Origin of the sequence: Corynebacterium sp. HMSC075F02 (genome assembly GCF_001838335.1) — a bacterium.
Taxonomy (GTDB): Bacteria; Actinomycetota; Actinomycetes; order Mycobacteriales; family Mycobacteriaceae; genus Corynebacterium; species Corynebacterium jeikeium_D.
In genome coordinates, this window is the sequence record NZ_KV836312.1 from 16,075 (window position 1) to 42,973 (window position 26,899).

A 26,899-nucleotide genomic window follows, 5' to 3' on the forward strand; every position below is an offset into this window, starting at 1 on the left:
GGTGTTATCGATTCCTCCTCCGCGGTGCTGAACCGCCGTTCCTATTGTTTCGGCCCGGGCGCTGGCGCGAACGCGACTGTCCACCACGACCTTCGCCCCGAATCCTACTGCCCCGGCCTGAGCTTGACGACGACCAGGAGCCCTGTGACCGTCCAGTCCGCGGCGACCTCGCTGTAAAACCCCGCGTCCGTCCGTCGTCACTACGAGGGGAATAATCCACTTCGCGGCCACGAACACTGCCCGAGTTTCCGGAGCTTCCGGACGCTCGGAAGCCACGCTGCGGGGTGGCACCTCGGCCACTGCGGCTGCCTCCACTACGGCCGGCCCGGTTGGGTCGGTCAGCTCGGCCACTGTAGGTTTCCCGCACCTGCGCCCCCTCGCCACGTGGAGTACGCGCTCCACTGGTCACCACGGGCGGACCAAAGCGTTGCGGATCGCGATGGGCACGCACCTTCGGCGCGTGGCGACGCGATTCGTCATACGGGATTGGTTCCGGAATACCCAGGAACCTGTCCAGCCCCGGACGTCCCGAAGTCTGCATTGCAGAGACTGCCTCCGATTCGTGGCGGGCACATGTGGCCAGCAGACCCATCGAGAACAACGTCACCATCGCCGATGTACCACCAGCGGAAATCAGCGGCAGCTGCAGACCAGTCACTGGCAACGCACCAACGACGTAGCCGATGTTGATGAAAGCCTGCACCACGGTTGCAGCAGTAATCGTGCCCGCGAGCAGACGGAGAAACGGATCGTTCTGACGACCGGCGATACGAAGTCCCACCCAGCCGAGCGCTGCGTAGAGCAAAATAACCATCAGCGCGCCGAGAAAACCAGTCTCCTCACCGATAATGGCGAAAATGAAGTCATTCTTCGCCTCCGGTAGGTATCCCCACTTCGCGCTCGACTGACCGAGACCGACACCGGTGAGAGATCCGTCGGCAAGCGAAAGAAAGCCCTGGTAGGACTGGTAGGCATCTCCCTGCACATCGTTGAAGTTACCGAGCAGCGAGTCCAAGTAGACCCTGATTCGCGCCGAACGGAAACCCGCGGTGACGGTAAAAATCACCAGGGCGAACGCCGCAGCGGCAAGCAGCCCGGTGATGAATACTCGCGGCAGGCCAGCAAACCACGCCAACGCCACCACGACGAACGCCATGGAAGCAACCATGCCGAGGTCACGCTGCAGCATCACCAGTGCCAATACCACGAAGCTGACCGCACCGAACAGCCCGAACAAATCGGTATAGGACACAGCAGTGCGGACCTTTTCAGCCAGCAGCTTCGAACCCCACAGTGCCAGCGCAATTTTCGCGATTTCTGATGGCTGCATGGTGATACCACCAATACTCAGCCACGAACGCGCACCGGTTTCCTCCAGGCCGATGCCGATACCAGGGATAATCACCAAAACCAGCAGCACAAAGGACAAAATCAGCGCTGCTGTCGATAGCGAGCGAATCAATTCCACCCGCATTCGCAGCACGATCCACATGGAGATAAGACCCGCCACCACCATGACCAGCTGACGGATGAACACCGACCACACGCTGCCCGAGTCGTTACCCGCGCTGGCCATGGATGCCGACAGCACCATCACCAGGCCTATCGACGTCAGCAGCGCGACGATAATCATCAGTAGGTGGTAGTCGAACAGCGGACGCGACTTCCAGTCGTTAAAACGCTCCACCCACGCCGGCCGCTCTCGAGCACTAGAGCTAGACGACGAGGGCCGCTGTGAACTGGTAGCCTTCGTCCCCTTTTGTGCCGTCGCGGCACTAGCGCTTAAATTACGAGCCTTGCGGGAGTTATCCATCAGTTGACGTCACCTTCTGCGCCCATTGCGCGAACAAGTCGCCACGTTCAGCCATTCCGGAGTACATGTCCAAGCTGGCGGCAGCTGGTGCCAACAGCACCACATCCCCAGGGTTGGCATATTCACTAGCTGCCATACAGGCCTTTGCCATGGCATCAACCTTGTCGGTGTCATCAATGACAACGACCGGCACAGCAGGTGCGATGCGGGAGAGCGCATCGCTGACTAGTTGCCTATCGACGCCCAGAACCACGGCGGCCTGCAGGCGATGAGCATGCTTCGCCACTAGCGGAGAGATTTCCGCGCCCTTGAGCTGACCACCGACGATCCAAACGACACGCTCATGACCGGACAGTGCAGCGTCGGCAGCGTGGGGGTTGGTGGCCTTGGAGTCATCAATCCACACGACATCATTTGCCTTATGGACAATCTGACCGCGGTGTGCGCGAACTTCGAAAGTCTCCAATGCCGCTGCAATTTGCTCCGGTGAGGTACCGATACTGCGCGCCATCGCAGTGGCGGCCACCGCGTCGAGAACACCTGCCCGGCCGGGAGGAGAAATTCCCGCTACCGGTGCGATGACAATGCCCGGACCAGAGTCGTCAGCTGCGGCATCGCCGCCGCCAAAAGCGCGGTCGACAATCATGCCGTCGCGAACTCCGACCTGGTGTGCCTCCGGGGGACCATCGGTAAAGCCCACGACGGAGTTGCCGAGCTCGTCGTTTTTCAGCATCTTTTCCACGTGCTCGACGACATCTGCGTCATCCGCACCGTAGATTGCGACAGTACCGCGCAGCGCACGGGTCTTGTCCAGACCGTAGTTTTCGTAAGAACCGTGCCAGTCGATGTGGTCTTCCGCCAGGTTCAGCAGTACTCCCGCATCTGGGCGAATGTTTGGAGCCCAGTGCAGCTGGAAGCTGGACAGCTCTGCGGCCAAGACCTCGATACGAGGCTCAGCAGTCAGTGCGTCGTACAGAGCCACACCAATGTTGCCCACAGCTGCGCCCTGCTCCCCGAGCATGGCGGCCAGCATGGAGGTGGTTGTGGTCTTGCCGTTAGTGCCGGTGACTACCAGCCAGGTCCGTTTCGGACCCCACAGCTGGGCACAGTCGCCGGCGAAAGCCAACGCCACATCGCCGAATACCGGGACACCGGCCTCAGCGGCGGCGCCGAACAGCGGACTGGTCGGACGCCACCCCGGGGAGGTCACGATCGCAACCGCGTCGGCAAGCTCGTCGCGAGCGTCTGCGGTTGTGACATGCCGAACCGAAAAGTCAGCGGCAACCAGTGCGCCGAGCGCGGAGTCGTCCACGACGACAACTTCCGGACAGCCGATGTCCTTGAGCATCGCAATGGCACCGCGACCGGAAACTCCGGCTCCTGCCACCAGAACTCGACCAGAGCGCACCGTAGCGACTAAGTCGAGATTTCGGATATCGGTGAGGTTGGTCGGGTCTGGTGAGTTAATCATTGAAATACGCCTACCTGAGAGAGCCAGTCACTGTAGAAGATGGCTGCGCCAATCATGTTGAAAATGCCTGCGAGTAGCCAGAAGCGAACGACAACAGTTGTCTCCGCCCAACCTCCGTTTTCGAAGTGGTGATGGAGAGGAGCCATGCGGAATACGCGCTTGCCAGTCGTCTGGAAAACCGCGATCTGGATTGCCACGGAAGCAACTTCCATCACGAAGATGAAGCCAATGATAACCATCAGCAGCTCAGTCTTGGTGACAAATGACAGACCCGCTACCAAACCGCCAAGAGCCAGCGAACCGGTATCTCCCATGAAGATCTTTGCCGGCGCTGCATTCCACCACAGGAAGCCCAAACAGGCGCCCAGACCCGCGACGGAAATAACGGCGATATCCAGCGGATCGCGGACGTTGTAGCAACCGCTGCCCAGCGAAGCCTCGCAAGAGTTACGGAACTGCCAGAAGGAAATCAGCGTGTAGGTGGCCAGTAGCAGCGCGGTGGCGCCAGCGGCCAGGCCGTCAAGGCCATCAGTGAGATTGACGGCATTCGTCCATGCGGCAATGACGATGAAGACAAATACCAGGAAGACAATCATGCCGAACCACACAGGCCCCGGTGCCAGATTCAGGAACGGAATATCTCGAATCAGCGACAAGCTCGTCGAACCGGGAGTCAAGCCAGACGCATCCGGGAACTGCAGCAGCAGCACGCCGAAAATCAGTGCTGCCGCCAGCTGCCCAACCAGCTTCGCTGTCTTGTTCAGCCCCAGGTTGCGTCCTTTGTAGAGTTTGATGAAGTCATCGGCAAAACCCAATGCGCCCATCGCCAGAACAAGGAACATCACCAACAGACCGGAGGCGGACGGCCCCACGCCAGTCTGGATATACGTAACGAGGTGTGAGAGGAAATAGCCAGCGACGATTGCGGCGATGATGGCGATGCCGCCCATAGTCGGAGTTCCCCGCTTGCGCAGGTGGCTCTTCGGCCCTTCTTCACGAATCTCCTGGCCAAGACCTTCAGCAGAGAATTTGCGAATAAGCACTGGTGTTAAAAAGACACTCACCAGAAATGCAATCGCACCACTGAGAATAAGTTGAATCACTTACTTTTCCTCTCCGCTTTCACCTTCGGGCGTAGTCCCAACCTTGGCAGCCAGCGAGTCCGCGACCCGCCACATACCGTCCGCATAGGAGGCCTTGACTAACACCACATCGTCCGGACGCACCTCGGCCGCCACCAAATCCGCGGCAGTGGATGTATCCGGCACCCTAGAAGTATTTAACCCCAACTCTTCCGCTTTGTCGGCCAGGGCATGCACATTAGAACTCTCTCCGACTGCAATTAGTCGATCGATGCCGCGGCCCACAAGGTACTCGCCAAGCGACGAGTGCTCATCTTCAGCGGAATCGCCAAGCTCACCCATCTGTCCAAGCACCGCCCACGATGAGGCGTCCTGGTGCGTTGGGCCAGCTGCTGTACGTGCCAGAGCGTCAATCCCCGCACGCATCGAATCAGGGTTGGCATTGTAGGAGTCGTTAATAACGACGATATTGCCAGTGAGCTGCTGGACATCCATGCGCCGCTCTGACGCTGCCACATGCGCGGCCATCGCCTTTGCGACCTGCTCAGCATCAATACCGGACTCCACTGCCACCGCAATCGCCGCCAGGGCATTGGCCACTTGGTGCGCACCATAGACCTGCAGTTGGATCGGGAATGTACGCCCATCCGGTACATGCAGGTCAAAAGATGCACGAGCAAAATCATCGAGCTGCACATTCGTGGCGCGGTAATCCGCGGTTGCGTGGCGTTCGGAGTTCTCATCGGCAGAGAAGAACACCACCTTCGCCTGGGTACGCGGAGCCATGCCAGTGACGTAGTCATCGTCGGCATTGAGTACGGCCACACCGCCCTGCTCCGCAGCCGGCAGCGCTTCCACGAGCTCGCCCTTAGCCTGCGCGATTGCCTCGCGCGAGCCAAACTCACCAAGGTGCGCCGTGCCAACATTGAGCACCGCACCGATCGTCGGTGGCGCGATGCGCGCCAGGTGGGCCACATGCCCAATTCCGCGTGCGCTCATCTCCGCAACCAGGTACTTCGTCTCCGGAGTGCACTGCAGCACCGTGTACGGATGCCCAATTTCGTTATTAAACGACCCCTTCGGCGCCACCGTCGGACCGTCGGTACGCAGCAGCGTCGCCATCATGTCCTTCGTCGACGTCTTTCCCGCCGAACCCGTCACACCGACGACATGCAGCTGATCCTTCTTCAGCTCGTCGACGACGTAACGCGCCAACTTACCAAGCGCTTCCAGCACCGCCGCCCCGGAACCATCCGGATCGTGTGCAAATGCGTCGGCATTGGAGTCCTGCTTACCAAGAGGCTTGACGACGACCGCAGGTTGCCCAACATCTCGTGCCGCCAGTGCCATCGGCGCTCCAGCTGCTACAGCCTGATCGATGAAGTCGTGGCCGTCGACACGCGCGCCCGGCAGGGCGAGGAAGAGCGAGCCTTCGCGAATCTTTCGGGAGTCGAATTCTGCGGGCTGAGTCACTGTGGCGTCATCATTGACGTGGGCGAGTTCACCTCCCACGATGTGAGCGATTTCCGCGGCGGTCAGGGCAATCATGATGTCTATAGTCCTTGTTGGTTAGAGTTCCAGGCGCCTAGTAAAGGATGATTTCTTGATTTTATTCGCCTACCGCGAATGGTTCGCGGTAGGCATGTCAGGTGGTGCGCTTCCTCAGCGATTTCAGCAATCTCAATCAGCGGATCCCTCCAGTCGCTGTGTGAGTGCTTCGGCCAGCTGTTCACGGTCATCGAACGGGTGAATTACGCCACCGATATTCTGGCCGGTTTCGTGTCCCTTGCCTGCCACCACGATGCTGTCGCCGCTGTGGGCGAGCTCGACGACACGGCGAATTGCCTGGCCGCGATCGCCGATTTCCTCAACAACCGTGTCAGAACTGGCCTTGCCGCTGGCAACGGCTTCCTTCGCACCGGCGACCACGGCCGCACGGATTTCAGAGGGCACCTCGGAGCGTGGGTTGTCATCGGTGATGATGACGACATCGGCACCGCATGCAGCCTCGGCTCCCATAATTGGACGCTTGGCACTATCGCGGTCGCCACCGGCGCCGACGACAACCAGCACGCGACCTTCGGTCTGTGCACGCAAGGTGGCCAACACTTCAGCTACTGCGGCTGGCTTGTGGGCATAGTCCACCACAGCCAGGAAGTCCTGTCCGCGGTCGATGCGCTCCATGCGGCCTGGCACACGCACCTGCGCCAGGCCGCTCTTGGCCGCGTCATTGGCATGCCCAATCGCATCGAGCACAGCCCATGCGACTGCGGCATTGGCAACGTTGAAAGCACCCGGCAGAGGAACTTCCACCTCAACTGTGTCAGTGTTGTTTCGCGTTAGCTCCACATGTTGGACACCGTTGGTGGCGACAGTGGCTGCAGCGGCGTGCCATTCTGCAAAGACCTCGGCAGCTGGCGTCTTGTCGGTTACGCGATGCTGAGTATGGACAGTGGTGACTTGGACATCCGGGTCGCCGGCAGCGATATCTGCCATGCGGACACCCCAGTCGTCGTCGATGCACACGACAGCCTTCGGTGCATGTGTCGGACCTGCCGGATCAAAGAGCTTGGCCTTGGCTTGGAAATACTCTTCCAAGGTCTTGTGGAAGTCCAGGTGATCCTGCGAGAGGTTGAGGAAACAGCCGACGTCGAAACTGACTCCGTCTACACGCCCCAACGACAGTGCGTGAGAAGAAACCTCCATGACAACGTGCGTCACACCTTCGGAGAGCATCTGGTGGAACAGGCGCTGGAGGGCCGGAGCCTCTGGGGTAGTCAGGCTCGACGGAACGGCACGGCCATTGATGCGCGTGCCGGTAGTACCAATGATGCCTGTCGAGCAGCCAGCTGCCAGCAGCGCGCCCTCCAGCATGTAGGTCGTGGTGGTCTTGCCAGAGGTGCCGGTAACCCCAATGATGGTCAGTGAATCCGAGGGGTGATCGTATATTTCTGCAGCAACGTGCCCCATGACGCCCCGGACATCGTCGACAACCAGGACTGGGCGCGTCTCCCCTGCTTCCCGCAGGATTTTCAGACCTTCCTCATCAGTCAGGATCGCTGTAGCAGCCGACTGCTGCGCGTAGCGCGCACCGTGCGTGCGAGTACCTGGGACGGCAGCAAACATTCCACCTTCAGGCACTTCGGCAGCGTTGAGTTCGATCGCGGCAATATCCGCTCCTGCCGCCGCGGATTCGGTAATGCCGTCAAGTCGGCCATGCGCGAGGTTACACAATTTCGCAAGGGTGGCGGTCATTGGCTGTTCCCTCTTTCAAGTCAGTCGTTGGTGTACAACAGGTTGGAAAAATTCAAGAGATTCACTTTGCAGAAACCAAAGTAATAAAAGTCTGTGTATTAGTGCTGTCGCGGTAACTTCATTGTGGTGGTGACCTCGTTACGGCTGCAGCAACAACTTGCCCTCGCGGGGTGGCGACGGCGGTACGTTGTAGCGGTTAAGCGCCCAAGCGGCGATGTCCTTAAACAGTGGGGCTGCTGACTGACCGCCGTCACCATGAACACCACGCTGGGGTTCGTCAAGCATGATGCCAATGACAAAACGGGGATCGTCGGCAGGCGCGATGCCTGCAAACGTGATGTAGTACTTGGAATTCGAGTACGCGCCGGTGTCGGGGTCAACCTTCTGCGCCGTACCTGTCTTGCCTGTGAGCGAATACCCCTCAATACTATTTCCGGCAGCGGTACCCGACTGCTGCCCCGTGGGATCAGACTGCATAACGCCTTCAAACATAGCGCGCACAGTTTGGGCGGTCTCCGGGCTAACCACACGCACTGTTTCCGGGCGCTCTGTTGCCGTCTTCGTGCCGTCCGGGGAAATTGTCGAACGAATCATACGCGGCGGGATGCGCTCGCCATCGTTGGCGATTGCCTGGAAAACTCCTGTCATCTGCAGCAGTGTCATGGCCATACCCTGACCGATGGGCAGGTTCGCAAATGTACCGCCGGACCACTGCGGACGCTGCGGCACCAAGCCGGACGATTCACTGGGCAACTCGATACCCGTGGACTGCCCCAGCCCGAAGAGATGCAGCATCTCAGCGAAGCGGTCCTGACCCAAACGCTCTGCCAGCATTAGGGTGCCGACATTGGAGGACTTGCCGAATACACCGGTCGTCGTGAAAGCTTCCGTGCCGTGCTCCCATGCATCGCGCACGGTGACACCCGCCATATCAATCGTGCCCGGAACCTGCAGAACCTCATCCGGTGTGGTCTTGCCGTCTTCGATAGCGGCCGCTGCGGTAATAATCTTTGCTACAGAGCCCGGCTCAAATGGGTTCGATACAGCGGAGTTTCCGATAGTGCGCCCCTCTTCGAGCTCGGCCCCCATATCCTTATTCGGGTTAGCCGTGTCCGCCTGCGCCATTGCAAGCACTTCGCCGGTCTTCGCGTCGAGCACGACTGCCGACGCATCCTTCGCTCCCGAGTTGGCCTTCGCCTGGTTGACCTGCTGCTGGACAAAGTACTGCATGTCGAGGTCCAGGGTCAGCTCGTAAGTCGTACCGTCCACAGCTGCGTGGACATCGCGCGTGGATCCCGGGATTGCCACACCGTTAGAGGCGATATCAATGGTCTTGCCACCGTTAATACCCTGCAAAGTGGCATCACGAGAGGCTTCAAAGCCGAACTGGCCGACGCCATCCATGCCAATCTTGCCGATGACGTTAGCCGCCGTCGCCCCATTCGGGTACTGGCGAATATCCTGACGCTCCGCCACCAGTTCCGGATACTTTTCCACGATGGCAGCGGCCTTGTCCGGGTCGACATTACGCACGAGCACCTCATAGGTGCTGTCCTCATTGCGCAGCTTCTCCAGAATGTCCTTCGAGCTCACCCGGGACGGCGCGCTCATCACCGAGTTCTCCTCGGTTTCGGGTTCCGCTTGACGACGGCGACTGCTTCCCGACTTCTCCGCGTCGATGTCGGCCACGTCGAGTAGCTTCGGCAAATCCTTGGCGATCTGCTCGAGGCGTTCATCGTAGGTAGCGACATCATCCGGGCGCTGCTTATGGGCGTCCCCAATCCACTTGCGCAAAGTGTTCGGGTGAACGGTAATACTGCGTGCCTCCATAGTGAAGGCAAGCTGAGCTCCGTTACGATCGAGAATCGCACCGCGCCGAGCTGCATCAACAACTTCCACCGTGCGCTGATTCTGCGCCGCCGCCGACAGGTCAGGACCTGCGACGAGCTGCACCCAAGCCAAACGGGAGACCAGCACTACAACTGCGATAGCGCCTATAAACTGCAGCCAGTTGCGACGTCGGATGAAGTCCTTATTACTAATGCGCATTTTTTCGCGCGGGGGCACGCTTCGGTTGGTTTTAGCATCGAGCCCCCGGCTGCGCTGACCATCCCGAACGCGACTTTGGCCTCTGCGCTCACGGGATGTAATTCGGTAAGCACGTTCGCCGAAGTCATACCCCCCTCCACGGTTGGGGTAGTCGTCTTCAGATCGAATCATGCGCTAGTGCTTTCTACTAAGTCGATTCTCCCGCGCGCGATAACGTTAGGCGGTATTCCCTGCCATCGCGAGTACTGAATTAATTAGTCTACAGTCGACTGACCAGAAACAGTGGAACCGCCAGAATATCGGACAGTTGGCCAGTTTGGCCCAGTTTGTTTTCTAAGTTCCTACGGTGCTGGAGCTGGCTCGGGTGCCGGAGCTTCCGGTGCTTCCGGCGCCGCGACTGGCGCTTCTGGGGCTGGCGCTGGCGCTTCAGCCTCAGGCGCGGGTGCCGGAGCCGGCGCAGGTGCTGGTGCGGGCTCATGGTTCTGCGGCGCATACGGAGCGGTTGCCGGCAACCCGTTCGGACGTGGGTGCGCTTCCTCAATGGCCGGTGCCTGCATCCCCGGAACATTCTCGGTGTCCTTCGGGTTCGACGACGGCGCATGCGGAACATTCGGCGACTCACTGTTGAGGTCGATAATCTTCTGCTGCTTCTCATCGCCCGGTCGCACTTCCACGACCTTGCCTTCCGGATCAGTCGTCAAAACGGCAGGCTGCTCCGGATTGACCATGCCCTCTTCCACAGCACGCTGCGCGATAGCACCGGTTGACTTCATGTAAGCAACATCCCGCTCGAGCACCTCCAGCTGGTTACGCAGCTCCTTTTCCTTGGTCTGCGCAGCATCCAGCTGCAAGGATGTCGAGGTCGAAATACCCGACAGCCACATCGCCGCCACGATTCCGGCAACGACGAGAATGATCATCACGGCCGCACCGGCAAACTTGTGGTTATCCCTCGAGGACGTCGTAACGCGACGCCCACGCACCGAGATGACCTGCTGAGAACCTGTGCGCCCAAACCGCCTGCGCTGATAAAGATCCTGTTTCGTGCGGGCGCTGCGACCGCGCTGACGAGTCTTCGTCTTGGCACCGGCGACGGTTGCAGATGCGCCGCGGGAGGTGCGCCGGGTGGGGGCGTGCTCCGTGATTGTCGTTGCCATGCTCGAAAGTTCTCCCAGTACTTAGATCGTTAAGGGTGCGTTTGGTGCGGTTGAAAGGTTTGGGTCAATCGGCTCGAATTCGCTCGATACAGCGAACTCTCACCGGTGCGGCTCGGGGGTTGTCTTCGATCTCGCTTGCCGACGCCTTCTCCGCACCTCTCGTGATGAGAGCAAAGTGCGGTTCATGCCCCGGAAGCTCCATCGGGAGCCCCGGTGGGGTTGTCGACTTCACGCGCTCCGCAAAGTCCTTCTTGACGATGCGGTCTTCCAGACTCTGGTAGCTCATGAACACTGCACGCCCATCGACTGCGAGTGCATCGCAGACCTGCGGCAGCACATTTTCCAGAGCTTCAAGCTCACGATTTACCTCGATACGAAGAGCCTGGAACGTACGCTTGGCCGGGTGTCCGCCCTTACGACGAGATGCCGCCGGAATGGTTTCGTAGAGCAGCTCAACCAGACGACCGGAGGTCGTAAACGGTTCCTTTTCCCGCTCACGCAGGATTGCCGAGGCAATCTTGCCGGCGAAGCGCTCGTCGCCGTAAGTCGATAGGATACGCGCGATATCACCGTGCGAATAGGTATTGAGCACATCCGCTGCGGTAATCCCCTGGCTTGCATCCATGCGCATGTCCAGCGGGGCGTCGACTCGGTAGGCGAATCCACGATTGACCTGGTCAAGCTGCATCGAGGAAACACCGAGATCGAAAAGCGCACCTGCAATGCCCTTCTCAGCGGCGCGGGCGAGAATGTCCTCCGCGCCACTGCCACCAGCGGCTGCAGGAATCTCACCACTGAGCACCTCGGCGAGCGAATCGAAACGCACACGGAAGGATACAAAGCGATCACCGAAGCGCGCGAGACGTTCTTCTGCCCCTCGCAATGCATTGTCATCGCGATCGAGTCCAACAACGCAGAGCTTCGGGAACTGCTCCAACAGGTATTCCGTGTGTCCACCGGCACCAAGAGTGCCGTCGACAACTACTGCGTCGTCACCCAGCGCCTCGATGCCCGGGCGCAACAAATCAGTCACTCGATGAAGCAAAACGGGGACATGACCAAACTCGCCGGACTTGCGATCATCCGTAGGTACCGATCCGTTCATTTCCCCTCCTCACCGGGTATGTTCGCACTGGTCAGAGAATCTATCGAGTGTATTCCCGGTTTGCTTAACGACGAGTGCCGCGCCAGCAACCAGACCGCACCTCATGAGCAGTACTGGGAATGCTGCTATCAGTGCTTAAAACAAAAAGCGGGGATGTTCACAGGGCCCCGCCTGACAGAACCTGGTATCGGGGAAGTACACCAGGGGCTATCAGGCAGAGTCCATGCGGACATTCCCTCTTTTCGGTTATTCCATGCGGTTTATAAAACGCCGAACAGCGAGTCATCCTCACCTTCGGAGAAATCAGCTTCATGCTCCGCCTGGTAGGCCTCCCAGGACTCTTTGTCCCAGATCTCCAGAAAGTCAATAGAGCCGATAACCACGCACTCCTTGGAGAGATTCGCGTACCGACGGTGATCCATCGATAACGTGATTCGCCCCGAACCATCGGGCCGCTGCTCATCGGTGCTCGCCGCAAGATTTCGGATGAAAGCTCGCGCCTTGGCATTCGTACGAGAGGCCTTAGTAGCCCGCTGAGCTAATTTGACGAACTCCTCTTTCGGATACACCGCCAGAGAATGATCCTGTCCCTTAGTGACCATCAGGCCACCTGCGAGATCCTCGCGGAACTTCGCCGGCAACGTCAGGCGCCCTTTGTCATCAAGCTTCGGCGTGTAGGTGCCCAGAAACATGCGTCACTGGCCTCCTATCCCCGTGTCAACCTCAATGTCAACGCACAAACGCTTACCAAATTCAGGGATTTAGGCGTTGCCTTCAAGCAGAGCCAGAGGGCTGCGCTTTACCGCAGTGCCAAAATCTCGCCAAACCTTAAGCGCAAATCGGATATTCACTTCTGCAATGTTGACCAACCTCAATCAACATCACGCCCCACTTTACCCCACTATCTGCCACTATCAACACAAGAAGGAGAAAAATAGTCACAGCATCAGCTCAACCCCACCGCCAGGACATCCATTTTAACCCAATTGACCTGGGCTTTTAAAGAATCACCTCGACAATTAAAGCGCGAATAAAAAGTGGGGCACCCACCCGCGACCACGCCGATAACGACGCCACACCAACCACATTGTTAACAGAAAGCAGTTTACGCCCCACTACCCACCACTTACCTGCTAAAAACCATCCAGATTCAACCTGGTCGCCAGACTTAGTGCGTTGACCTGCAATTTTGTGTCGCCAGAGCCAAACTTTCGGAGATACCAACAACGACCGCAGATAAGAATTCCTCCATCCCAATAGCTAAGTGGGGGAAAGTGGGGACTCGGGGTGGGGCAAAGTGGGTGAGATCTTGTGGAGACGATTCACGTCTAGAAAAACAAAAAAGTGAGGGCAAGCCATCGCTGGCTTGCCCTCACTTGTTAATTCTTGAGGTTTATCCCCTAACGCCCCTCGAAGCGGCCACGGAAACGCGATTCCAACGTGGAATCACCAGAGGAGCCACGGCTACCCGAGGTCCCTCGACGACTCTTTGCCGCCCCGGACTTAGACTTTCCAAAGCTCAGCCCCGAAGCAGAACTAGCCTTCTCCTGCTTACCGGCGCCGGTCAGAGCCCAAACGCCGGAACCGAACATAAGGCCAAAGCCGGCAACCGATAACACAATGAACCAATTGCTCACAGAGAAAAGAGCGACGCCGCCAATCAACATCAGCAGACCGAGGAGCATGAGCGCAAAAACCTGGATGGAAAACCCACGAGGTGCGCTGTTTTCCTCCGGAAAGCTGAACGCATTTCCGGCCATCGTCGAACTAAATTTAGGATCCTCAGCGTAGAGTGCAGACTCGATTTCGTCGAGCATCCGCTGTTCGTGCTCAGATAGTCCCACAATTCCTCCATCGCCTACTTGAGCATTGCCCACCGCGATACTGGCGAGCCTTGACCCCTCAACTAACAATGCCGATACAACAAAGTTAATTACAGGCCACGTGCTGCTAACGCGGCGTCCGTTAGCTTCATTCTTACCCCTTCAACGGGCGACTCACCTCTATTGTTCCATGAATCCGAACAATCCCCCATTTATTTAGGAAAGCAACGCTCTAACACGCCCCCACCGGCTTACGCAGCCGCGGACAGAACACCCAGCTCAGCCCGGACAGCCCCCAAGAATGCACAACTTAAATCCCACAACTCCTGCGCCCGCCGAGAGTCAATGCGACGCGAAATACCCAACCGGACTTCCTCACGCAGCGCGGTGAACTGCTCAAACTTGGTGACCCAGCTATCAAATTCGGGCTGCTCTTTCTTTAAACGCAACCAGGCACTCTGTGTTGCCGAACGACGACGCTTAACTACCGAGCCCGAACGAGCGCCCGAGCCAGAACCCCCAGCCACCGACACATCGTCGCGATTCAACAGCGCGCCTGCGCAACGCAGCGCCGCACAGTAGGAAAGCTCCAACATCTCATCAGAGCTGGCATTCCAAGCATTCGCTAGCAGAGCCTCTGCCCGCCCCAGCAGCTCCAGCGATTGCCTTGAGACACCGACCGGGGCGACCAAACCCGACTGCGAAATCGCCCTAAACTCCACCACGTTCGACCTTGCCACCACCCTGCTTCTCCTTTCACACAGCATTCACATGAGCACGGATTTTCCGCTTCCCCTTAGCGGGATTGACTGCAATCTATCCCCAACCCCGGACTACGCCAGGCATACTTTCGCACAACTGTTCGACTCGATGTTATTGCAGTAATCTCACAACTAAGTTCGTCTAAGTCGCTAATCTGGTCACTGTGAAATACAGCGTGGTTCCGATGACAGCAGGAGACTTCAATCTCCGCCTGCAAGAAGCAGTGGCTCTCTACATCACCGCGATGCAGTACAACCCCGCGATCTTGCCCGGTCGTCTCCACGAATGGCAGAAGCAAACCACTCAACCCGGCTTCATGGCTGCTGCAGCCATAGCTCACCCCGAAGAGCTCTCCCCTGCCCACGCTCTCCGCGACCCGCGCTGCAGGTTGGTCGGCATCGGCTACTGCCGTACAGGATTGGACACGCACTGGTGGTATCGCCAGGTAAGAGATGGACTGCTCATGGACGGGCGCTCGCTACCGGACGTCGTCAAGCTCTTGGGCAACTACGCCGAACTGTCTGAGATTCACATTCACCCCAGCTTTCAGGGGCGGGGACTCGGTAAACGGTTGCTCCACGAGTTGGTCGATTCCCGCCCGGAGACGCGAGTTCTGTTGTCAACCCCGGAATACCCGAATGAGGCCAATAGGGCATGGCAGCTCTACCGCCAATTTGGTTTCAAAGATGTTTTAAGGAACTTTTATTTCACAGGGGACTCTCGTCCCTTCGCAGTTCTAGGAGTAGATCTTCCCCGTGACATCATCACCGAGTGAACCTTCCACACCACGTCAACGACTTTCGCCTCTGCGCATTGCCACAGCAATGGCCGGAATTGCCGCCATCTTGCCGCTCAGCGGCTGCTTTGACGCACAGGCTGGCATTACCATTTCCGGCGACGACAGAGTCTCGGGCACAATTCACGTAACACCCACGGAGGAAGTCCGTTCCCAATTTGAGCAGTGGCAAGTACCGGAAGATCTCTCCGACCGCGTCTCGCAGGGAGTAATCGACTCCTCCACAGGAAAGATGGAAGTCTCGTTCAACGAGCTGCACTTCATTGAACTCACCGATACGCTCCGACAGCTTTCCGACGATCGCGTAGACATCGACCTAGACCGTACCGGTGGCGGCAAGATTTCGATGAACGGCCACATGGATTTGACTCACCTGCCCGGCGCGAAGGTTGATTTCGTCGTCGCGTTCCCGGAGCAGGTTACTGACTCCAATGGCCGCCAGACCGAACCGAACAAGGTGGAATGGCAGCTCGCCAGTGGCGAGAACCATAATGTATGGGCTTCGTCGCCGGCTGGATCCACCAAGCGGAATCAATTCCTATTATTTGCCGGTGTGACCACAGCCGCCGGTGTCCTAGCCTCAGTGCTAGGTGTCCTGTGGGCGCGAAGAGTTCGCGACATGCAGGACTTTTAGCAATTAAAAACCGCCGCGCAGCATATCCTGGCCGGTGCCCCATTCGGGCGCCATGCCGAGGTTGTGCAAAACTTCCTGGGAGGCGCGAGCGAAGTTCATAGTCATAAAGTGCAGCCCCGGCACGCCTTCGGCGATGAGCCGCTCTGCCATGTTGGTCGAAAACTCGATACCAATCTTGCGAATCTCATCTTTATTGGCCTGCTCGTCACCATCTGCTGCCTTAATCAGGCGTTCCTCCAAATCGGATGGCAACTGTGCCCCGGAGAGCTCAACCTGCCTGCGCACTGAGCGCAGCGATGTAATCGGCATCAGCCCCGGAATGATGGGCTTGGCACCGTGCACTGGGTCGGCTTCCACCAGGCGGTCTCGAAGGCGCAAGTAGTGCTCAATATCGAAGAACATCTGCGTAATCGAGTATTCGGCTCCCGCGCGCAGCTTGGCCAGCGTGTACTGCGTGTCATGGTCCAAATCCGGCGAGCGGTAATGTCCCTCCGGGAACGACGCAATGCCGATTTCAAATTTCTCGAACTCCGGCTCGGCCTTAATTAGCTCAATCAGTTCGCTGGCGTAGTGCAGACCGCCCTCGGTCTCCACCCAAGGGCCAAGCGGGTCTCCCGGCGGGTCACCACGCAGAACGAGCAGATTCGTCAGCCCCGCGCTGAGATAAGAGCGCAGGATTTCCCGCAGCTCGTCGACAGTGTGCTCTACCAATGTCAGGTGCACAAGCGTTGTAAGCGGCTGCCTCGAAACGCGCTGGGCGATTCGCAGGGTGCGGTCGCGGCTAGAACCACCGGCGCCGTAGGTCACGGATGCAAAGGAGGCACCAAGATCATGGAAAGCCTCAGCTGCTCGGAGAAGACGTTCCTCGGCCGCGTCGTCACGCGGGGGCATGAACTCGACCGAGAAGGGAATACTGCCCGCGCTCGGCATTGAAAGCGCCTGGCGGATTGTCACTTGGCGGCCTGGCGACAGTGGCATTGTTGAGGACATAGTCACTCATACTAAGCGGTGTCCTATTCTTGAGTCAGCATTACCCGTCATCGACGAGAGGCTCACATGAGCGAAGAACTGGATTTGGCCGCGCTACAGCCCCGCGAAGTACCAGCTACTGTTACCAAAACGCTGGAGAATTACCTCAAAAGCCGTGGCGACGATGTCGCGTCGGTCGATGCGGTGTACACCGAGGCCATAGATTCGCTCCACTCCTTCGTCCTCAATGGGGGCAAGCGCGTGCGTCCAGCCTTCGCCTGGCAGGGGTGGTTGGGGGCAGGCGGCCTCGAAGGCCGTTTCTCCCCAGCCGAGGATTCCCTGGCTGTGATGAACGCGGTGAGTGCCTTGGAACTCATTCAAGCCTGCGCACTCATTCATGACGACATCATCGATGACGCTGATACGCGCCGTGGCGCACCGACTATCCACAAGGTATTCGAGGCCAAGCACGAGGCCAATAGCTGGAATGGAGCCGCCGACCGCTTCGGTATTTCCGCCGCGATTCTCATTGGCGATGTCGCCCTGACCTGGGCTGATGACATGATGCACTCTTCAGGCCTCAGCTCGGAGGCGCTAACCCGCGCACTTGTCCCCTGGCGGGCGATGCGCACTGAAGTACTTGGCGGCCAACTGCTCGATATCACGGCCGAAGCCAGCCGGGACAGTCGCGTCGAGACCGCTGAGAAAATCAATCTGTTCAAGACCGCCGCCTACACCATCGAGCGGCCGCTCCACATTGGTGCTGCGATTGCCGGCGCCCCAGCGGAATTGGTTGAGGCCTACCGCAGCTTCGGCCGCGATATCGGTGTGGCATTCCAGCTCCGCGACGATCAGCTGGGTGTTTTCGGCGATCCCGAAGTCACGGGCAAGCCTGCCGGCGATGACCTCCGCGAGGGCAAGCGAACCGTACTGGTCGGCCAGGCTTTAAGCCTCTACCTCGATTCCGCACCTGAAAAGGCCCGCTTTATCGATGAACGCCTGGGAGCGGTCTCGTCTGCTGCAGATATTGATGAGCTACGAAATCTCATCGCTGATTCCGGCGCTGCCGATGCCGTCGAACGTGAAATTGACCGCCTGACCAGCCGCGCTTTCTCCACTATCGAGAATGCCGACCTGCCTGCAACGTCGCGCGAGAACCTCATTGCTATGGGCGTTCGCGCCACCGCTCGTCAGCATTAGACCAGGTGTTGCGTAGTCATGCCCGCTGCTTCCCCCACTCGTGCCCCCATTAATTCCCCGCGTCTGCGACGTGCGGTCACTCGTCCTCATAAGGGCTCCAAACCACGACTGACCATCATCGGCGCAGGCCTGTCCGGACTTACCGCCGCGCTCTACGCCATCGCCGATGGCTACGATGTCACCGTTGTCGAGCGGGGAAGTTTCGTCGGCGGACGCTGCGCCAGTGAACCCATCACAGTCGATATCGACGAGCAATCGCTCACCGCAGTCTTCGACACTGGCGCAACTGTATGGACCATGCCCTCGCTTGTCGACGATGCCCTCGCCGCCGTCGGCCTCTACGCGCGCGATATCGACCCGGGTTTTTCGGCCTCCCCAATCACGCCCACCTACCGTGCGGAATTTGCCACCCGCGGCGGACTCGACGTGTTTTCCAACGAAGACATGATGGCCGATGAACTCGCGCGCTTCGGTGCCTCTGACTCCACCGTCGCCGGTTACCGCAAACTTCGCACGTGGCTGCAAACTCTCTTCAATGCCTGCTTCGACAACTTCATGTCCCGCAGCTTTGACCGCGTTACGGACCTATTCACCGGGCCCGGCGCGCTTCGCGACCTCACTACGCTCCTCCGACTCGGTGCCTTCGGCGCCCTCGAACCTAAGATTCGTGCCTTCCTCGGAGATAATGATCTCGCTCGCGTTTTCAGCTTCCAGGCGCTTTACGCAGGTGTGCCTCCCGCTAAGGCCCGTGCGGTCTACGGCTGCATTTCCCACATGGATACCTCGATGGGGGTTTACTATCCGCACTCCCCCGCATTTGGTTCGGGTATAGGCGCCGTCAGCGAGTTGCTCGCCGAGGCCGTCCGTCGAGCTGGCGGAACCATCGACTTCGGCGTTGATGTCACTGGGCTGAAAGTTGACGAAGCAGGCTTTGTCTCCGCCATCACCACGGCAACTGGCGAGCGTCCCACCGATGCCGTCATCGCTACGACCGATTTACCTGTGGTGCAGAGCTGGCTTCACGACGCGGCTACCTCTGCCGCCGGTAGCTCATCGAAGCGGCGAGGCCTTCGGAGCGTCGTAAAGCGGACGGGAGCGCGACGGTTGTTCCCAGTTCGATTTTCTCCATCGGCGGTGGTGGCGCACGGGCTGATTCCGGTTTCGGAGACTGCGACGTGGCCGAAGCGGCATCACCTGATTTCGTTTGGCGAAAAGTGGAACGAAACCTTTGAGGAGATCTCGTCACCGCGTCATGGAAAGCTAATGTCGGACCCATCATTGCTGGTCACCCGGCCTGCGGTGAGCGCGCCGGAGCGTATTGTCACAGATGCGAACGGCGTGCAGTGGGAGCCCGTCAGTGTGCTCGCGCCGTGCCCCAACTTGCAGTCGGCCAATCTGATTTGGTCGCGAATCGGTGGGGACTACGTCGCGAAAATAACCGCTGAGCTGGAGCGGCGCGGACTGATCGGGATCTCTACGAAGTGGCGAGTCGGTCGGATCGATACCCCTCAACAGTGGCAAGAACGTGACATGGGCGTTGGCTCGCCGTTTGGGCTGGCGCATCTGTTCCGACAGACGGGGCCATTCCGTCCCCGCAACTTCTCTCCGAAGATGCCAAAGAATCTGACGCTGGCGGGATCGACGACGGTGCCGGGAGTTGGCGTGCCGACGGTCATGATTTCTGGACGACTTGCGGCACAGCGGTTTGAAACGCCTTAGCTCCTGAATGTCTCCCGGATGTCTGCCGGTGGTCACTGACCAACTAGGATTAATGCATCAGCAATGTATCGATTGTTTAGGTTGACATGAATTTATCGCGGAGTGCTCAGCTGGGTGTCTACGGTGGCATCCTCATTGCTCTGGGCTCCTACGGTTCCGGTGCGAACCGCTACCGTGGCGGCCTTGTCCACGCTCTGGGACTTGACTGGATCACCTATGGTCACGGTCAGATTTTCTGTGAGATTGTGATTTGGGTAGGTATCGCCCTGCTGCTTATCTCGTGGCTGCGCATCGGGCGGGAACTGCTGTTCTCGAAGGGGACTATCCGGGACATTGTGGCCGGTTCTGCCCATTCTGGCGACGCAGCAGACGCTATGGCGTCAGCGAACGCTGGCGGCGATGAGTCCACGTTGCGCCGGTTTAATTCAATCCTGTTGGCCTGGGCAATTCCCCTCGCGCTGGCCGCACCGCTGTTCTCTCGCGATGTCTATTCGTATCTCATGCAGGGTGCGATGGTCCGCGATGGGTTTGATCCCTACACCGAGGGAGCTGCAGCTAATCCAGGGCCGATGCTGCTGGAGGTATCCGCAGACTGGCGGAACACCACCACCCCGTATGGCCCGCTGCATCTGGGAATTGGAGAGGTCATCACGCGGATTGTCGGCGACAACATCACCGTCGGCGTGATTCTCTACCGCATTGTGTGCCTGCTGGGCTTCGCCGCCATTGTCTGGTCGATCCCGCGAATCGCCCGGGAGCTTGGGGCAAATCCGGCTTTCGCACAGTGGCTCGGTGTGCTCAATCCACTGGTGCTACTGCATCTGATTGCGGGTATGCACAACGAGGCACTGATGGTCGGCTTGGTCAGCTTGGCGCTCGTCGCCGCACTGCGCATGGAGCACATGCGGGGTGGCCTGGTCGCCGCTGTCCTCATCGGAATCGGCGTCGCGCTGAAGGCCACCGCTGTCCTGGCGCTGCCCTTCGTCGTGTGGATTGTGTTGACCAGGCGCGAGCCCATCGCCACGGTTCAAGAGATGCTGCGCAAGATTCCGGCGATTGCCGGTGTGGGCATCGTGTTGGTCGCAGTTTGCGTCGGCACGCTTGCAGTGGTGACGTGGCTGACCGGCTCGAGCTGGGGCTGGATTTCCGAGATCAGTGGCAATACCAAGGTGATTAACCCCCTGGCAGCACCGTCAGCGGTCGCTGGTGTGATCTCGGGCGTCACGGCGTGGTTCAACGACGACATCGGTTTCAATGTCATCGTCAGCCACACACGCGTGGTCTCCTCCATCATCATGCTGGTGGGACTCGTGATCTCCTGGTTCTACTTCCGAGCCACCCCTCGTAACAATGTCGCTGGCATGATTGCCGCCTACGTGGTGGCCTGCGTATTTAATGCCGTGGCACTTCCCTGGTACTACGCCAGCTTATTGACTCCCATGGGAACGATTCGCCCGCCACGATGGGTGGTTCAAGGCACCGTGTTGTTCACATTCATCCTGTCGCTGTCCTTCGCCGGCGGCGGCAATCACCGCTTCTACGACGTGCCCTGGATGGTTATCATTACCGTTCTCGGCTGGCTGGCCGTCGGCTGGCTGACCACTGGAAAATTCAGCTGGAAGTACCCGTGGCGTGACGATAAAACCGCCGCAGACACGGATTCCACGGTGGCACCCCTGTCGCGGTCAACCGAGGTCGCATAGTTGTCCATGCCCACCCCACAGCCTCTCTCGACCATCGCGCTGCCACAGTCCTACGAGCTCTGCCGCGATATTATGGCCTCCCACGGTCGCACGTATTCCCTGGCCACGCGACTATTGGCACCCCGCCAACAGCGTGCGGTGTGGTCTCTCTACGCCTGGGCACGCATCGTCGATGACTACGTCGACTGCCCCGCCGACGCCGACCGCTCCCCCACGCACATCGAAGCCACGGTCACACGTTTAAGCGAGCTTTTCCACTCAGCTGTCGTCATCGGTTCGCTTGACGACGTCCACCGCGACCGCGACCGTGCCGTCATCTCGGCGGCCGCACAGACTTTTCGCGACTACGACATCGATCCACAGCTCTCTGCGGACTTTGTTCACTCCATGTTGATGGACGTGCCCGACACATCGTGCCACATTGCGCATTTTGAAACATGGGAGCAACTCGACTCGTATATGTGGGGCTCCGCAGCAGTCATCGGCCTTGAGATGATGCCCATCCTAGGCACCCGCACAGGGGTCTCCCGTGAGGAAGCCACTCCCTACGCAGAGCTCCTGGGAAAAGCCTTTCAGGTGACGAATTTCCTCCGCGACATCGCCGAGGATTTTCGCCGTGGCCGTATTTACCTACCACTGAATGAGTGGGAGGCCTTCGGAGTGGGTACCGAGGAGATCGGCTACTGTGCCGCCACGGGACAGACGACCCCGGCGGTACGTCAGGCATTGGCCTTCTTCATCGCTCGCAACCGCGCACTCTATGCCGAAGCCAGCAGCGGCGTGGACATGTTAGAGGTGCCAGGGCGTCAGGCTATCCGTGCCGCGGAGATTCTCTACTCAGACATTCTCGGCGAAATTGAGCGCATGAACTACAACGTCTTTGCGCAACGCGCTCAAGTGGGACGCGCTCGAAAAGCAAAAATCGCCCTCCCGCTGCTTTTCACAGCAGTGGCCGGGCGATTACGACAGGAGCTATCGCGGGCGTAGGACGGCGGGCGTAGGACGTCGTCCAGGTCTTTACAACGCCATAGCCTGTGCGCGGCGCATTACTTCGCGTGCAAGGTGACCGTGCAGGGCGTCCACCGGACGTCCAGGCAGAGATTCATCTTCGGTGAATAGCCACTCCAGCGTTTCTTCTCGCGTGTAGCCGCCGTCGGCAAGCAATGCGAGTGCGCCAGGTACAAAACGCGCGACCTCATCATCTTCAAAGAAGCGGGCGGGAATTTGTGCAATGCCGTCGCGGTGGACTGCAATAAGGCGACCCTCCTGCAGCAACGCGTGAATTCGGGTGACGGTGACGCCAATGAGGTCAGCGGCATCGGGCAGCGCAAGAGTGGGTTCGTCGGCGCTCAGGACATCGTGGCAAGTTGGAATCTTTCTCACACTGGTCACTTTAGCGCGTTGGCCTTGCAGTAGGTACGTCCCCATATACTTATTAGAAGCAACTGATTGGAACAGGGAAGGCTGGTTTATGTCGCAGCTTGTCGAGGGGCAGATTCTCGATGGTCGCTACCGCATCGGAGCCACCATCGCACACGGTGGCATGAGCACCGTGTACTGCGCCACCGATTTGCGGCTCGATCGCAGGGTGGCCGCAAAGGTCATGGATCCGCGTTTTGTCGACGACGAGTCTTTCCGCATCCGCTTCGAACGTGAGGCCCGCGCGGTCGCGCACCTCAATGACGAGTCGCTTGTCAACGTCTACGACCAGGGCACGGACCCGGCGGGGCATGTTTTCCTCATTATGGAATTCGTCGACGGTGGGACCCTCCGCGAACTGCTCCGTCAGCGCGGTCCGATGCCTCCGCATGCAGCTGCCGTCGTGATGCGCTCAGTTCTGCGCGCCCTATCGGTGGCGCATTCCCGCGGCATGGTGCACCGAGATATCAAGCCGGAAAATGTGCTGATTGCCTCGGACGGGCGAGTGAAGCTGGCGGACTTCGGTCTAGTGCGCGCGGCCGCTGATGCCAAGGTGACCTCTAACTCGGTCATCGTCGGCACCGTCGCTTATCTGGCTCCGGAGCAGGTCACGGGTGAATCCATCTCCCCTGCCTCCGATGTGTATGCGGCGGGTATTTTGCTCTTTGAGCTGCTTACCGGCACCACGCCATTCATCGCCGATTCTTCGCTCGGCGTTGCCATGAAGCGATTGAACGAAGATGTCCCGCCACCCTCGGAGCTCATCGACGGCGTTCCCGAGGAGTTCGACGAGTTGGTCGCCCGCGCTTGTTCCCGCAGGCCGGAGGATCGGTTTGAGACGGCCGAGGAATTCGGTGACGCACTCGAAGACATTGCGGACAAACTCGCGCTGCCACCATTCCGCGTGCCGTCGCCCGTCAATTCAGCAGCCGCCAACGCTGCCGCCATGGAGGGGCTCACAGAGGACTTCCACCGACCGGGCAACGACCATTTCGATGACAGACACGGCACCTCAGAGACGGCACCCGAGCGCTTCGGTCACGACGGCTATGGCTTCTCGACGGACGCACCCGGTAGCCCCGTTTCTTCCCGACCACCGGGACCACCAAACGTTTTCGATGATTTCGACGACCCGGATGCGGGGCGGACACGCACTTTCGATCGCTATGACGAGTACAACCCCACCGGCTGGGAATCCCCGGAGCCGTCTGGTGGAGCTCTCGTACCAGCCGACGTTCCAGGCGCTCCGGAATATCCGCTGCCGCCGGACACTCGGGGTCCACAGCACCCACAGCATCCGCAGCCGCGATCTGCTCAGACTCAGACGCCTAAGAGCCGTCGAGCTACCCGACAGCGGACGCGCCGTGGATGTGCATTGTGGCTGATTATCGCCCTGGTTGCCACGTTGGGCATGGGGCTTGGCGCGTGGTGGCTGGGCTCTGGCCGTTATGGCGAAGTGCCCTCTATCACTGGGCTGTCGCAACCACAGGCGATGACCGCAATCAGTGAGGCGGGCTTTGAACCGGTGGTTGATGAGCGCTACGACAACGATGTCGCAGTGTCCCAGATTATTGGCTCGGACCCCCTAGCTGGAGCGCGGGTTGTCCGCGGTGATGATGTTCGCGTACTGGTCAGTCTCGGCCGCCCGACTGTGCCCGCATATCCCGCGAACCACTCAAAGGAAGTGTTCAGCGCTGCCCTAGCTAAGCGGACGTTGAAAGAAGAGGTCGGAGACCCCGTCTTTTCCGATGATGTCTCCACCGGCGGCTTGGTCTTTGCGGTTCCTGCTCCAGGACAGACCGTCGAGGTTGGCTCAGTTGTGACTGTGCATTACTCCAAGGGGCCAGCACCGGTGAAGGTGCCAAAGATCGTGGGGCTTCAAGAGGATGAAGCTCGTGAGCTGTTGAGCAAGGCCGGGCTGGAGGTCCGAGAAGTATCGGCGGAGTTCTCCTCCTCTGCTGAGCCGGAAGAGGTTCTTTCCGTGTCTCCTGAGGAAGGCACTGGCCTCGAACGCGGTAGTTCTGTGACGTTGACCATTAACAACGGCATCGAAGTGCCCAATGTAGTGGGCAAGTCGGAGGATACTGCTCGCCAAATTCTGCAGCGCGAGGGCATTGAGGTAAGCGAAGTAAAGGACGCGTCCTCCTCCTCGCGCGACTACGGCCGTGTCGACGCAGTCTCACCGAGTGCAGGTCGTCTGGTTAACCCCAATGATGCGACTGTCACGCTGACGGTGTCCAGAGCAGTGAAGGTTCCGCAGCTGCTGGGTAAAACTGTTGCGCAGGCACGTCGTGAAGCGGAGAAACAGCATCTTCAGCTCGACATCGACGGCTCTGCGAACGAAGACGATCGCATCGTATTGCAGTCACCCCGACCGGGCGCTAAGGCCACGGCGGGTGACAGCATTTCGGTCAGCACTCTGTAAAAAGTGCGGCGCGCTAATGAGTGCGGCGCTGCACTAGCTGGGCTAGTTGTACCTAGCTGAGCTGGATGCAACTAGTTGCGCAGCATCTCGGCAACCAGGAAGGCCAGCTCCAGCGACTGCTGAGTGTTCAAACGCGGGTCACAGGCGGATGCGTAACGGCCTGGCAAGTCGACATCGGAAATGTCCTGCGCGCCACCGAGGCACTCAGTGACATCTTCGCCGGTCAGCTCCACGTGGATACCGCCCGGGTGCGAACCGATAGAGCGGTGCACCTCGAAGAAGCCCTGAACCTCGTCGACAATGCGGTCGAAATGGCGGGTCTTGTAACCATTGGAGGCCGAGTAAGTGTTGCCGTGCATCGGGTCGCACTGCCAAATGACCTTGTGACCAGAAGCTTCCACAGCCTCAACGATGGGAGGCAGCACGGAGCGAACCTTGTCATTGCCCAGACGCGAAGTCAGGGTCAGGCGACCTGGCTGGAAGAACGGGTCGAGCTTGTCGGCGTAAGCGACAGCCTCCTCCGGCGTGGTGGTCGGGCCAATCTTCACACCGACGGGGTTGCCAATCATGGCAGCCAGGTTGATGTGGAAGTCCTCAATGCCACGGGTGCGCTCACCAATCCACAGCTGATGCGCGGAGAGGTTGAACAGCTCCTGGCTGCCATCGTTTTCAGAAAGGCGCAGCATAGCGCGCTCGTAGTCAACAACCAGCGCCTCATGCGAGCAGTAAATCTGCGCGGTCTGCAGGTTCGAGTCCGCAACACCACAGGCAGCCATGAACTGCAGTGCGTGATCAATCTCGCGTGCCAGGTCCTCGTAGCGGGCGCCAGCCGGCGAGTTGCTGACGAACTCACGGTTCCACTCGTGCAGACGGTGCAGGTCAGCAGTGCCCGAACCTGTCAGTGCACGTACCAGGTTCATCGCCGCAGAGGCATTGGCGTAAGCACGCACCATTCGAGCTGGGTCGTGAACTCGAGCTTCTTCGGTCGGCTCAACGCCGTTGACCATGTCACCCCGGTAGCTAAGCAAACCGTCGCCGTCGATGTCCTTCGAGCGCGGCTTGGCGTACTGACCAGCGATACGAGCCATCTTTACGACCGGGGTGGATGCGCCGTAGGTCAGCACAACGGCCATCTGCAGCAAGGTCTTCACATTGGCGCGAATATGCGGCTCAGTATTGGACTCAAAGGTCTCCGCACAATCACCGCCCTGCAACAGGAAGGCCTTACCATTAGCGACGTCGGCAAGCTCCTGACGAAGCTTACGAACCTCAGGCGCAACCACAATTGGCGGCACCGATTCGAGAATGCGACGCACGTTAGCAGCGGCGCGGGCATCCCAGCTTGGCTGCTGTAGGGCTTGGCGGGATACGACATCAGCAAAGCGCTCAGCCATGTCTCCGGGAAGCGGTGGCAGATCGGGCAGGTCATCTACAGGGAGATCAATAGTCCAACTCACAGAAGTTCATTGTAGTGCCCCTGCCAGAAGGGTGTTAGTCAGGTCACCAAATATTCGAAT

General features: G+C 59.2%; 21 protein-coding genes. 7 read left to right on the top strand and 14 right to left on the bottom strand.

The window, feature by feature from the left end; genetic code table 11:
• Positions 1-4: 4 nt before the first annotated feature.
• The 11 genes from ftsW to HMPREF2920_RS05870 all read right to left on the bottom strand — a co-directional run bounded on the left by ftsW (position 5) and on the right by HMPREF2920_RS05870 (position 14,495).
• Positions 5-1,813 (bottom strand): putative lipid II flippase FtsW, encoded by a 1,809-nt coding sequence (gene ftsW, locus HMPREF2920_RS05820; protein WP_049190464.1) that lies wholly within the window; start codon positions 1,811-1,813, stop codon positions 5-7.
• A complete protein-coding gene (gene murD, locus HMPREF2920_RS05825) occupies positions 1,806-3,284 on the bottom strand; it encodes a UDP-N-acetylmuramoyl-L-alanine--D-glutamate ligase (protein ID WP_049190466.1) in 1,479 nt (492 codons plus the stop codon). Before murD ends, ftsW begins: the two co-directional genes overlap by 8 nt.
• Positions 3,281-4,387: a phospho-N-acetylmuramoyl-pentapeptide-transferase gene (gene mraY / locus HMPREF2920_RS05830; protein WP_016423002.1), complete on the bottom strand. Its 1,107-nt coding sequence runs from the start codon at positions 4,385-4,387 to the stop codon at positions 3,281-3,283. The genes murD and mraY overlap by 4 nt, the downstream gene beginning before the upstream one ends.
• Positions 4,388-5,914 carry a UDP-N-acetylmuramoyl-tripeptide--D-alanyl-D-alanine ligase gene (gene murF, locus HMPREF2920_RS05835; RefSeq protein ID WP_070854087.1) on the bottom strand — a complete coding sequence of 509 codons (1,527 nt, stop codon included), beginning with the start codon at positions 5,912-5,914 and terminating at the stop codon, positions 4,388-4,390. It lies immediately after the preceding gene.
• 132 nt (positions 5,915-6,046) lie between these two features.
• Positions 6,047-7,621 (bottom strand): UDP-N-acetylmuramoyl-L-alanyl-D-glutamate--2,6-diaminopimelate ligase, encoded by a 1,575-nt coding sequence (locus HMPREF2920_RS05840; protein WP_070642428.1) that lies wholly within the window; start codon positions 7,619-7,621, stop codon positions 6,047-6,049.
• A gap of 138 nt (positions 7,622-7,759) precedes the next feature.
• The gene (locus HMPREF2920_RS05845; RefSeq protein ID WP_049190475.1) at positions 7,760-9,670 is read right to left on the bottom strand and encodes a peptidoglycan D,D-transpeptidase FtsI family protein; all 1,911 of its coding nucleotides are present in this window, start codon (positions 9,668-9,670) and stop codon (positions 7,760-7,762) included.
• A 341-nt stretch (positions 9,671-10,011) separates the two neighbouring features.
• Positions 10,012-10,827, bottom strand: coding sequence for a cell division protein FtsL (locus HMPREF2920_RS05850; RefSeq protein WP_049190478.1), 816 nt, complete (start codon positions 10,825-10,827; stop codon positions 10,012-10,014).
• A gap of 64 nt (positions 10,828-10,891) precedes the next feature.
• Positions 10,892-11,932 carry a 16S rRNA (cytosine(1402)-N(4))-methyltransferase RsmH gene (rsmH, locus tag HMPREF2920_RS05855; protein WP_070545614.1) on the bottom strand — a complete coding sequence of 347 codons (1,041 nt, stop codon included), beginning with the start codon at positions 11,930-11,932 and terminating at the stop codon, positions 10,892-10,894.
• A 260-nt stretch (positions 11,933-12,192) separates the two neighbouring features.
• On the bottom strand, positions 12,193-12,624 hold the full coding sequence (mraZ, locus tag HMPREF2920_RS05860) for a division/cell wall cluster transcriptional repressor MraZ (RefSeq protein WP_005510286.1): 432 nt from the start codon (positions 12,622-12,624) through the stop codon (positions 12,193-12,195).
• A 708-nt stretch (positions 12,625-13,332) separates the two neighbouring features.
• Entirely contained in the window at positions 13,333-13,776 is a 444-nt protein-coding gene (locus HMPREF2920_RS05865) for a DUF3040 domain-containing protein (protein WP_016423008.1), read from the bottom strand.
• 230 nt (positions 13,777-14,006) lie between these two features.
• The gene (locus HMPREF2920_RS05870) at positions 14,007-14,495 is read right to left on the bottom strand and encodes an SAV_6107 family HEPN domain-containing protein (protein ID WP_049170259.1); all 489 of its coding nucleotides are present in this window, start codon (positions 14,493-14,495) and stop codon (positions 14,007-14,009) included.
• Between the two features lie 206 nt (positions 14,496-14,701).
• On the opposite strand from HMPREF2920_RS05870, the gene HMPREF2920_RS05875 reads away from it, so the two are divergent.
• Together HMPREF2920_RS05875 and HMPREF2920_RS05880 are read left to right on the top strand one after the other, a co-directional pair.
• Positions 14,702-15,292 (top strand): GNAT family N-acetyltransferase, encoded by a 591-nt coding sequence (locus HMPREF2920_RS05875; protein WP_049170258.1) that lies wholly within the window; start codon positions 14,702-14,704, stop codon positions 15,290-15,292.
• Positions 15,273-15,947 carry an LppM family (lipo)protein gene (locus HMPREF2920_RS05880; RefSeq protein WP_049170257.1) on the top strand — a complete coding sequence of 225 codons (675 nt, stop codon included), beginning with the start codon at positions 15,273-15,275 and terminating at the stop codon, positions 15,945-15,947. The genes HMPREF2920_RS05875 and HMPREF2920_RS05880 overlap by 20 nt, the downstream gene beginning before the upstream one ends.
• 3 nt (positions 15,948-15,950) lie before the next feature.
• Here HMPREF2920_RS05880 and metF read toward each other — a convergent pair whose 3' ends face one another.
• A complete protein-coding gene (gene metF / locus HMPREF2920_RS05885) occupies positions 15,951-16,937 on the bottom strand; it encodes a methylenetetrahydrofolate reductase [NAD(P)H] (RefSeq protein WP_016423012.1) in 987 nt (328 codons plus the stop codon).
• A gap of 66 nt (positions 16,938-17,003) precedes the next feature.
• On the opposite strand from metF, the gene HMPREF2920_RS05890 reads away from it, so the two are divergent.
• From HMPREF2920_RS05890 to HMPREF2920_RS05905, 4 genes are all read left to right on the top strand, one after another.
• Entirely contained in the window at positions 17,004-18,116 is a 1,113-nt protein-coding gene (locus HMPREF2920_RS05890; RefSeq protein WP_049170256.1) for a polyprenyl synthetase family protein, read from the top strand.
• A gap of 18 nt (positions 18,117-18,134) precedes the next feature.
• Positions 18,135-19,835 carry a phytoene desaturase family protein gene (gene crtI / locus HMPREF2920_RS05895; protein ID WP_083327113.1) on the top strand — a complete coding sequence of 567 codons (1,701 nt, stop codon included), beginning with the start codon at positions 18,135-18,137 and terminating at the stop codon, positions 19,833-19,835.
• Positions 19,836-19,921: 86 nt separating this feature from the next.
• A complete protein-coding gene (locus tag HMPREF2920_RS05900) occupies positions 19,922-21,538 on the top strand; it encodes an alpha-(1->6)-mannopyranosyltransferase A (protein WP_070600868.1) in 1,617 nt (538 codons plus the stop codon).
• 6 nt (positions 21,539-21,544) lie between these two features.
• Positions 21,545-22,525, top strand: a complete 981-nt coding sequence (locus HMPREF2920_RS05905; protein ID WP_049170403.1) for a phytoene/squalene synthase family protein — start codon at positions 21,545-21,547, stop codon at positions 22,523-22,525.
• A gap of 30 nt (positions 22,526-22,555) precedes the next feature.
• On the opposite strand, the gene HMPREF2920_RS05910 is transcribed toward HMPREF2920_RS05905, so the two are convergent.
• Entirely contained in the window at positions 22,556-22,930 is a 375-nt protein-coding gene (locus HMPREF2920_RS05910; RefSeq protein ID WP_005510311.1) for an Rv2175c family DNA-binding protein, read from the bottom strand.
• A gap of 79 nt (positions 22,931-23,009) precedes the next feature.
• On the opposite strand from HMPREF2920_RS05910, the gene HMPREF2920_RS05915 reads away from it, so the two are divergent.
• A complete protein-coding gene (locus HMPREF2920_RS05915) occupies positions 23,010-25,382 on the top strand; it encodes a Stk1 family PASTA domain-containing Ser/Thr kinase (protein ID WP_070595618.1) in 2,373 nt (790 codons plus the stop codon).
• A gap of 71 nt (positions 25,383-25,453) precedes the next feature.
• Here HMPREF2920_RS05915 and HMPREF2920_RS05920 read toward each other — a convergent pair whose 3' ends face one another.
• A complete protein-coding gene (locus HMPREF2920_RS05920; RefSeq protein WP_049170253.1) occupies positions 25,454-26,839 on the bottom strand; it encodes a class II 3-deoxy-7-phosphoheptulonate synthase in 1,386 nt (461 codons plus the stop codon).
• Positions 26,840-26,899 lie beyond the last annotated feature (60 nt).

Bases quoted from the DNA above. Each gene is read 5' to 3' on its own strand.
- HMPREF2920_RS05900 (WP_070600868.1), top strand. From the start codon at position 19,922: ATGAATTTATCGCGGAGTGCTCAGCTGGGTGTCTACGGTGGCATCCTC.
- HMPREF2920_RS05905 (WP_049170403.1), top strand. From the start codon at position 21,545: ATGCCCACCCCACAGCCTCTCTCGACCATCGCGCTGCCACAGTCCTAC.
- HMPREF2920_RS05875 (WP_049170258.1), top strand. From the start codon at position 14,702: ATGACAGCAGGAGACTTCAATCTCCGCCTGCAAGAAGCAGTGGCTCTC.
- HMPREF2920_RS05845 (WP_049190475.1), bottom strand. From the start codon at position 9,670: ATGCGCATTAGTAATAAGGACTTCATCCGACGTCGCAACTGGCTGCAG.
- mraZ (WP_005510286.1), bottom strand. From the start codon at position 12,624: ATGTTTCTGGGCACCTACACGCCGAAGCTTGATGACAAAGGGCGCCTG.
- rsmH (WP_070545614.1), bottom strand. From the start codon at position 11,932: ATGAACGGATCGGTACCTACGGATGATCGCAAGTCCGGCGAGTTTGGT.
- murF (WP_070854087.1), bottom strand. From the start codon at position 5,914: ATGATTGCCCTGACCGCCGCGGAAATCGCTCACATCGTGGGAGGTGAA.
- crtI (WP_083327113.1), top strand. From the start codon at position 18,135: ATGCCCGCTGCTTCCCCCACTCGTGCCCCCATTAATTCCCCGCGTCTG.
- ftsW (WP_049190464.1), bottom strand. From the start codon at position 1,813: ATGGATAACTCCCGCAAGGCTCGTAATTTAAGCGCTAGTGCCGCGACG.
- murD (WP_049190466.1), bottom strand. From the start codon at position 3,284: ATGATTAACTCACCAGACCCGACCAACCTCACCGATATCCGAAATCTC.
- metF (WP_016423012.1), bottom strand. From the start codon at position 16,937: ATGTCCTCAACAATGCCACTGTCGCCAGGCCGCCAAGTGACAATCCGC.
- HMPREF2920_RS05915 (WP_070595618.1), top strand. From the start codon at position 23,010: ATGTCGCAGCTTGTCGAGGGGCAGATTCTCGATGGTCGCTACCGCATC.
- HMPREF2920_RS05890 (WP_049170256.1), top strand. From the start codon at position 17,004: ATGAGCGAAGAACTGGATTTGGCCGCGCTACAGCCCCGCGAAGTACCA.
- HMPREF2920_RS05840 (WP_070642428.1), bottom strand. From the start codon at position 7,621: ATGACCGCCACCCTTGCGAAATTGTGTAACCTCGCGCATGGCCGACTT.
- HMPREF2920_RS05850 (WP_049190478.1), bottom strand. From the start codon at position 10,827: ATGGCAACGACAATCACGGAGCACGCCCCCACCCGGCGCACCTCCCGC.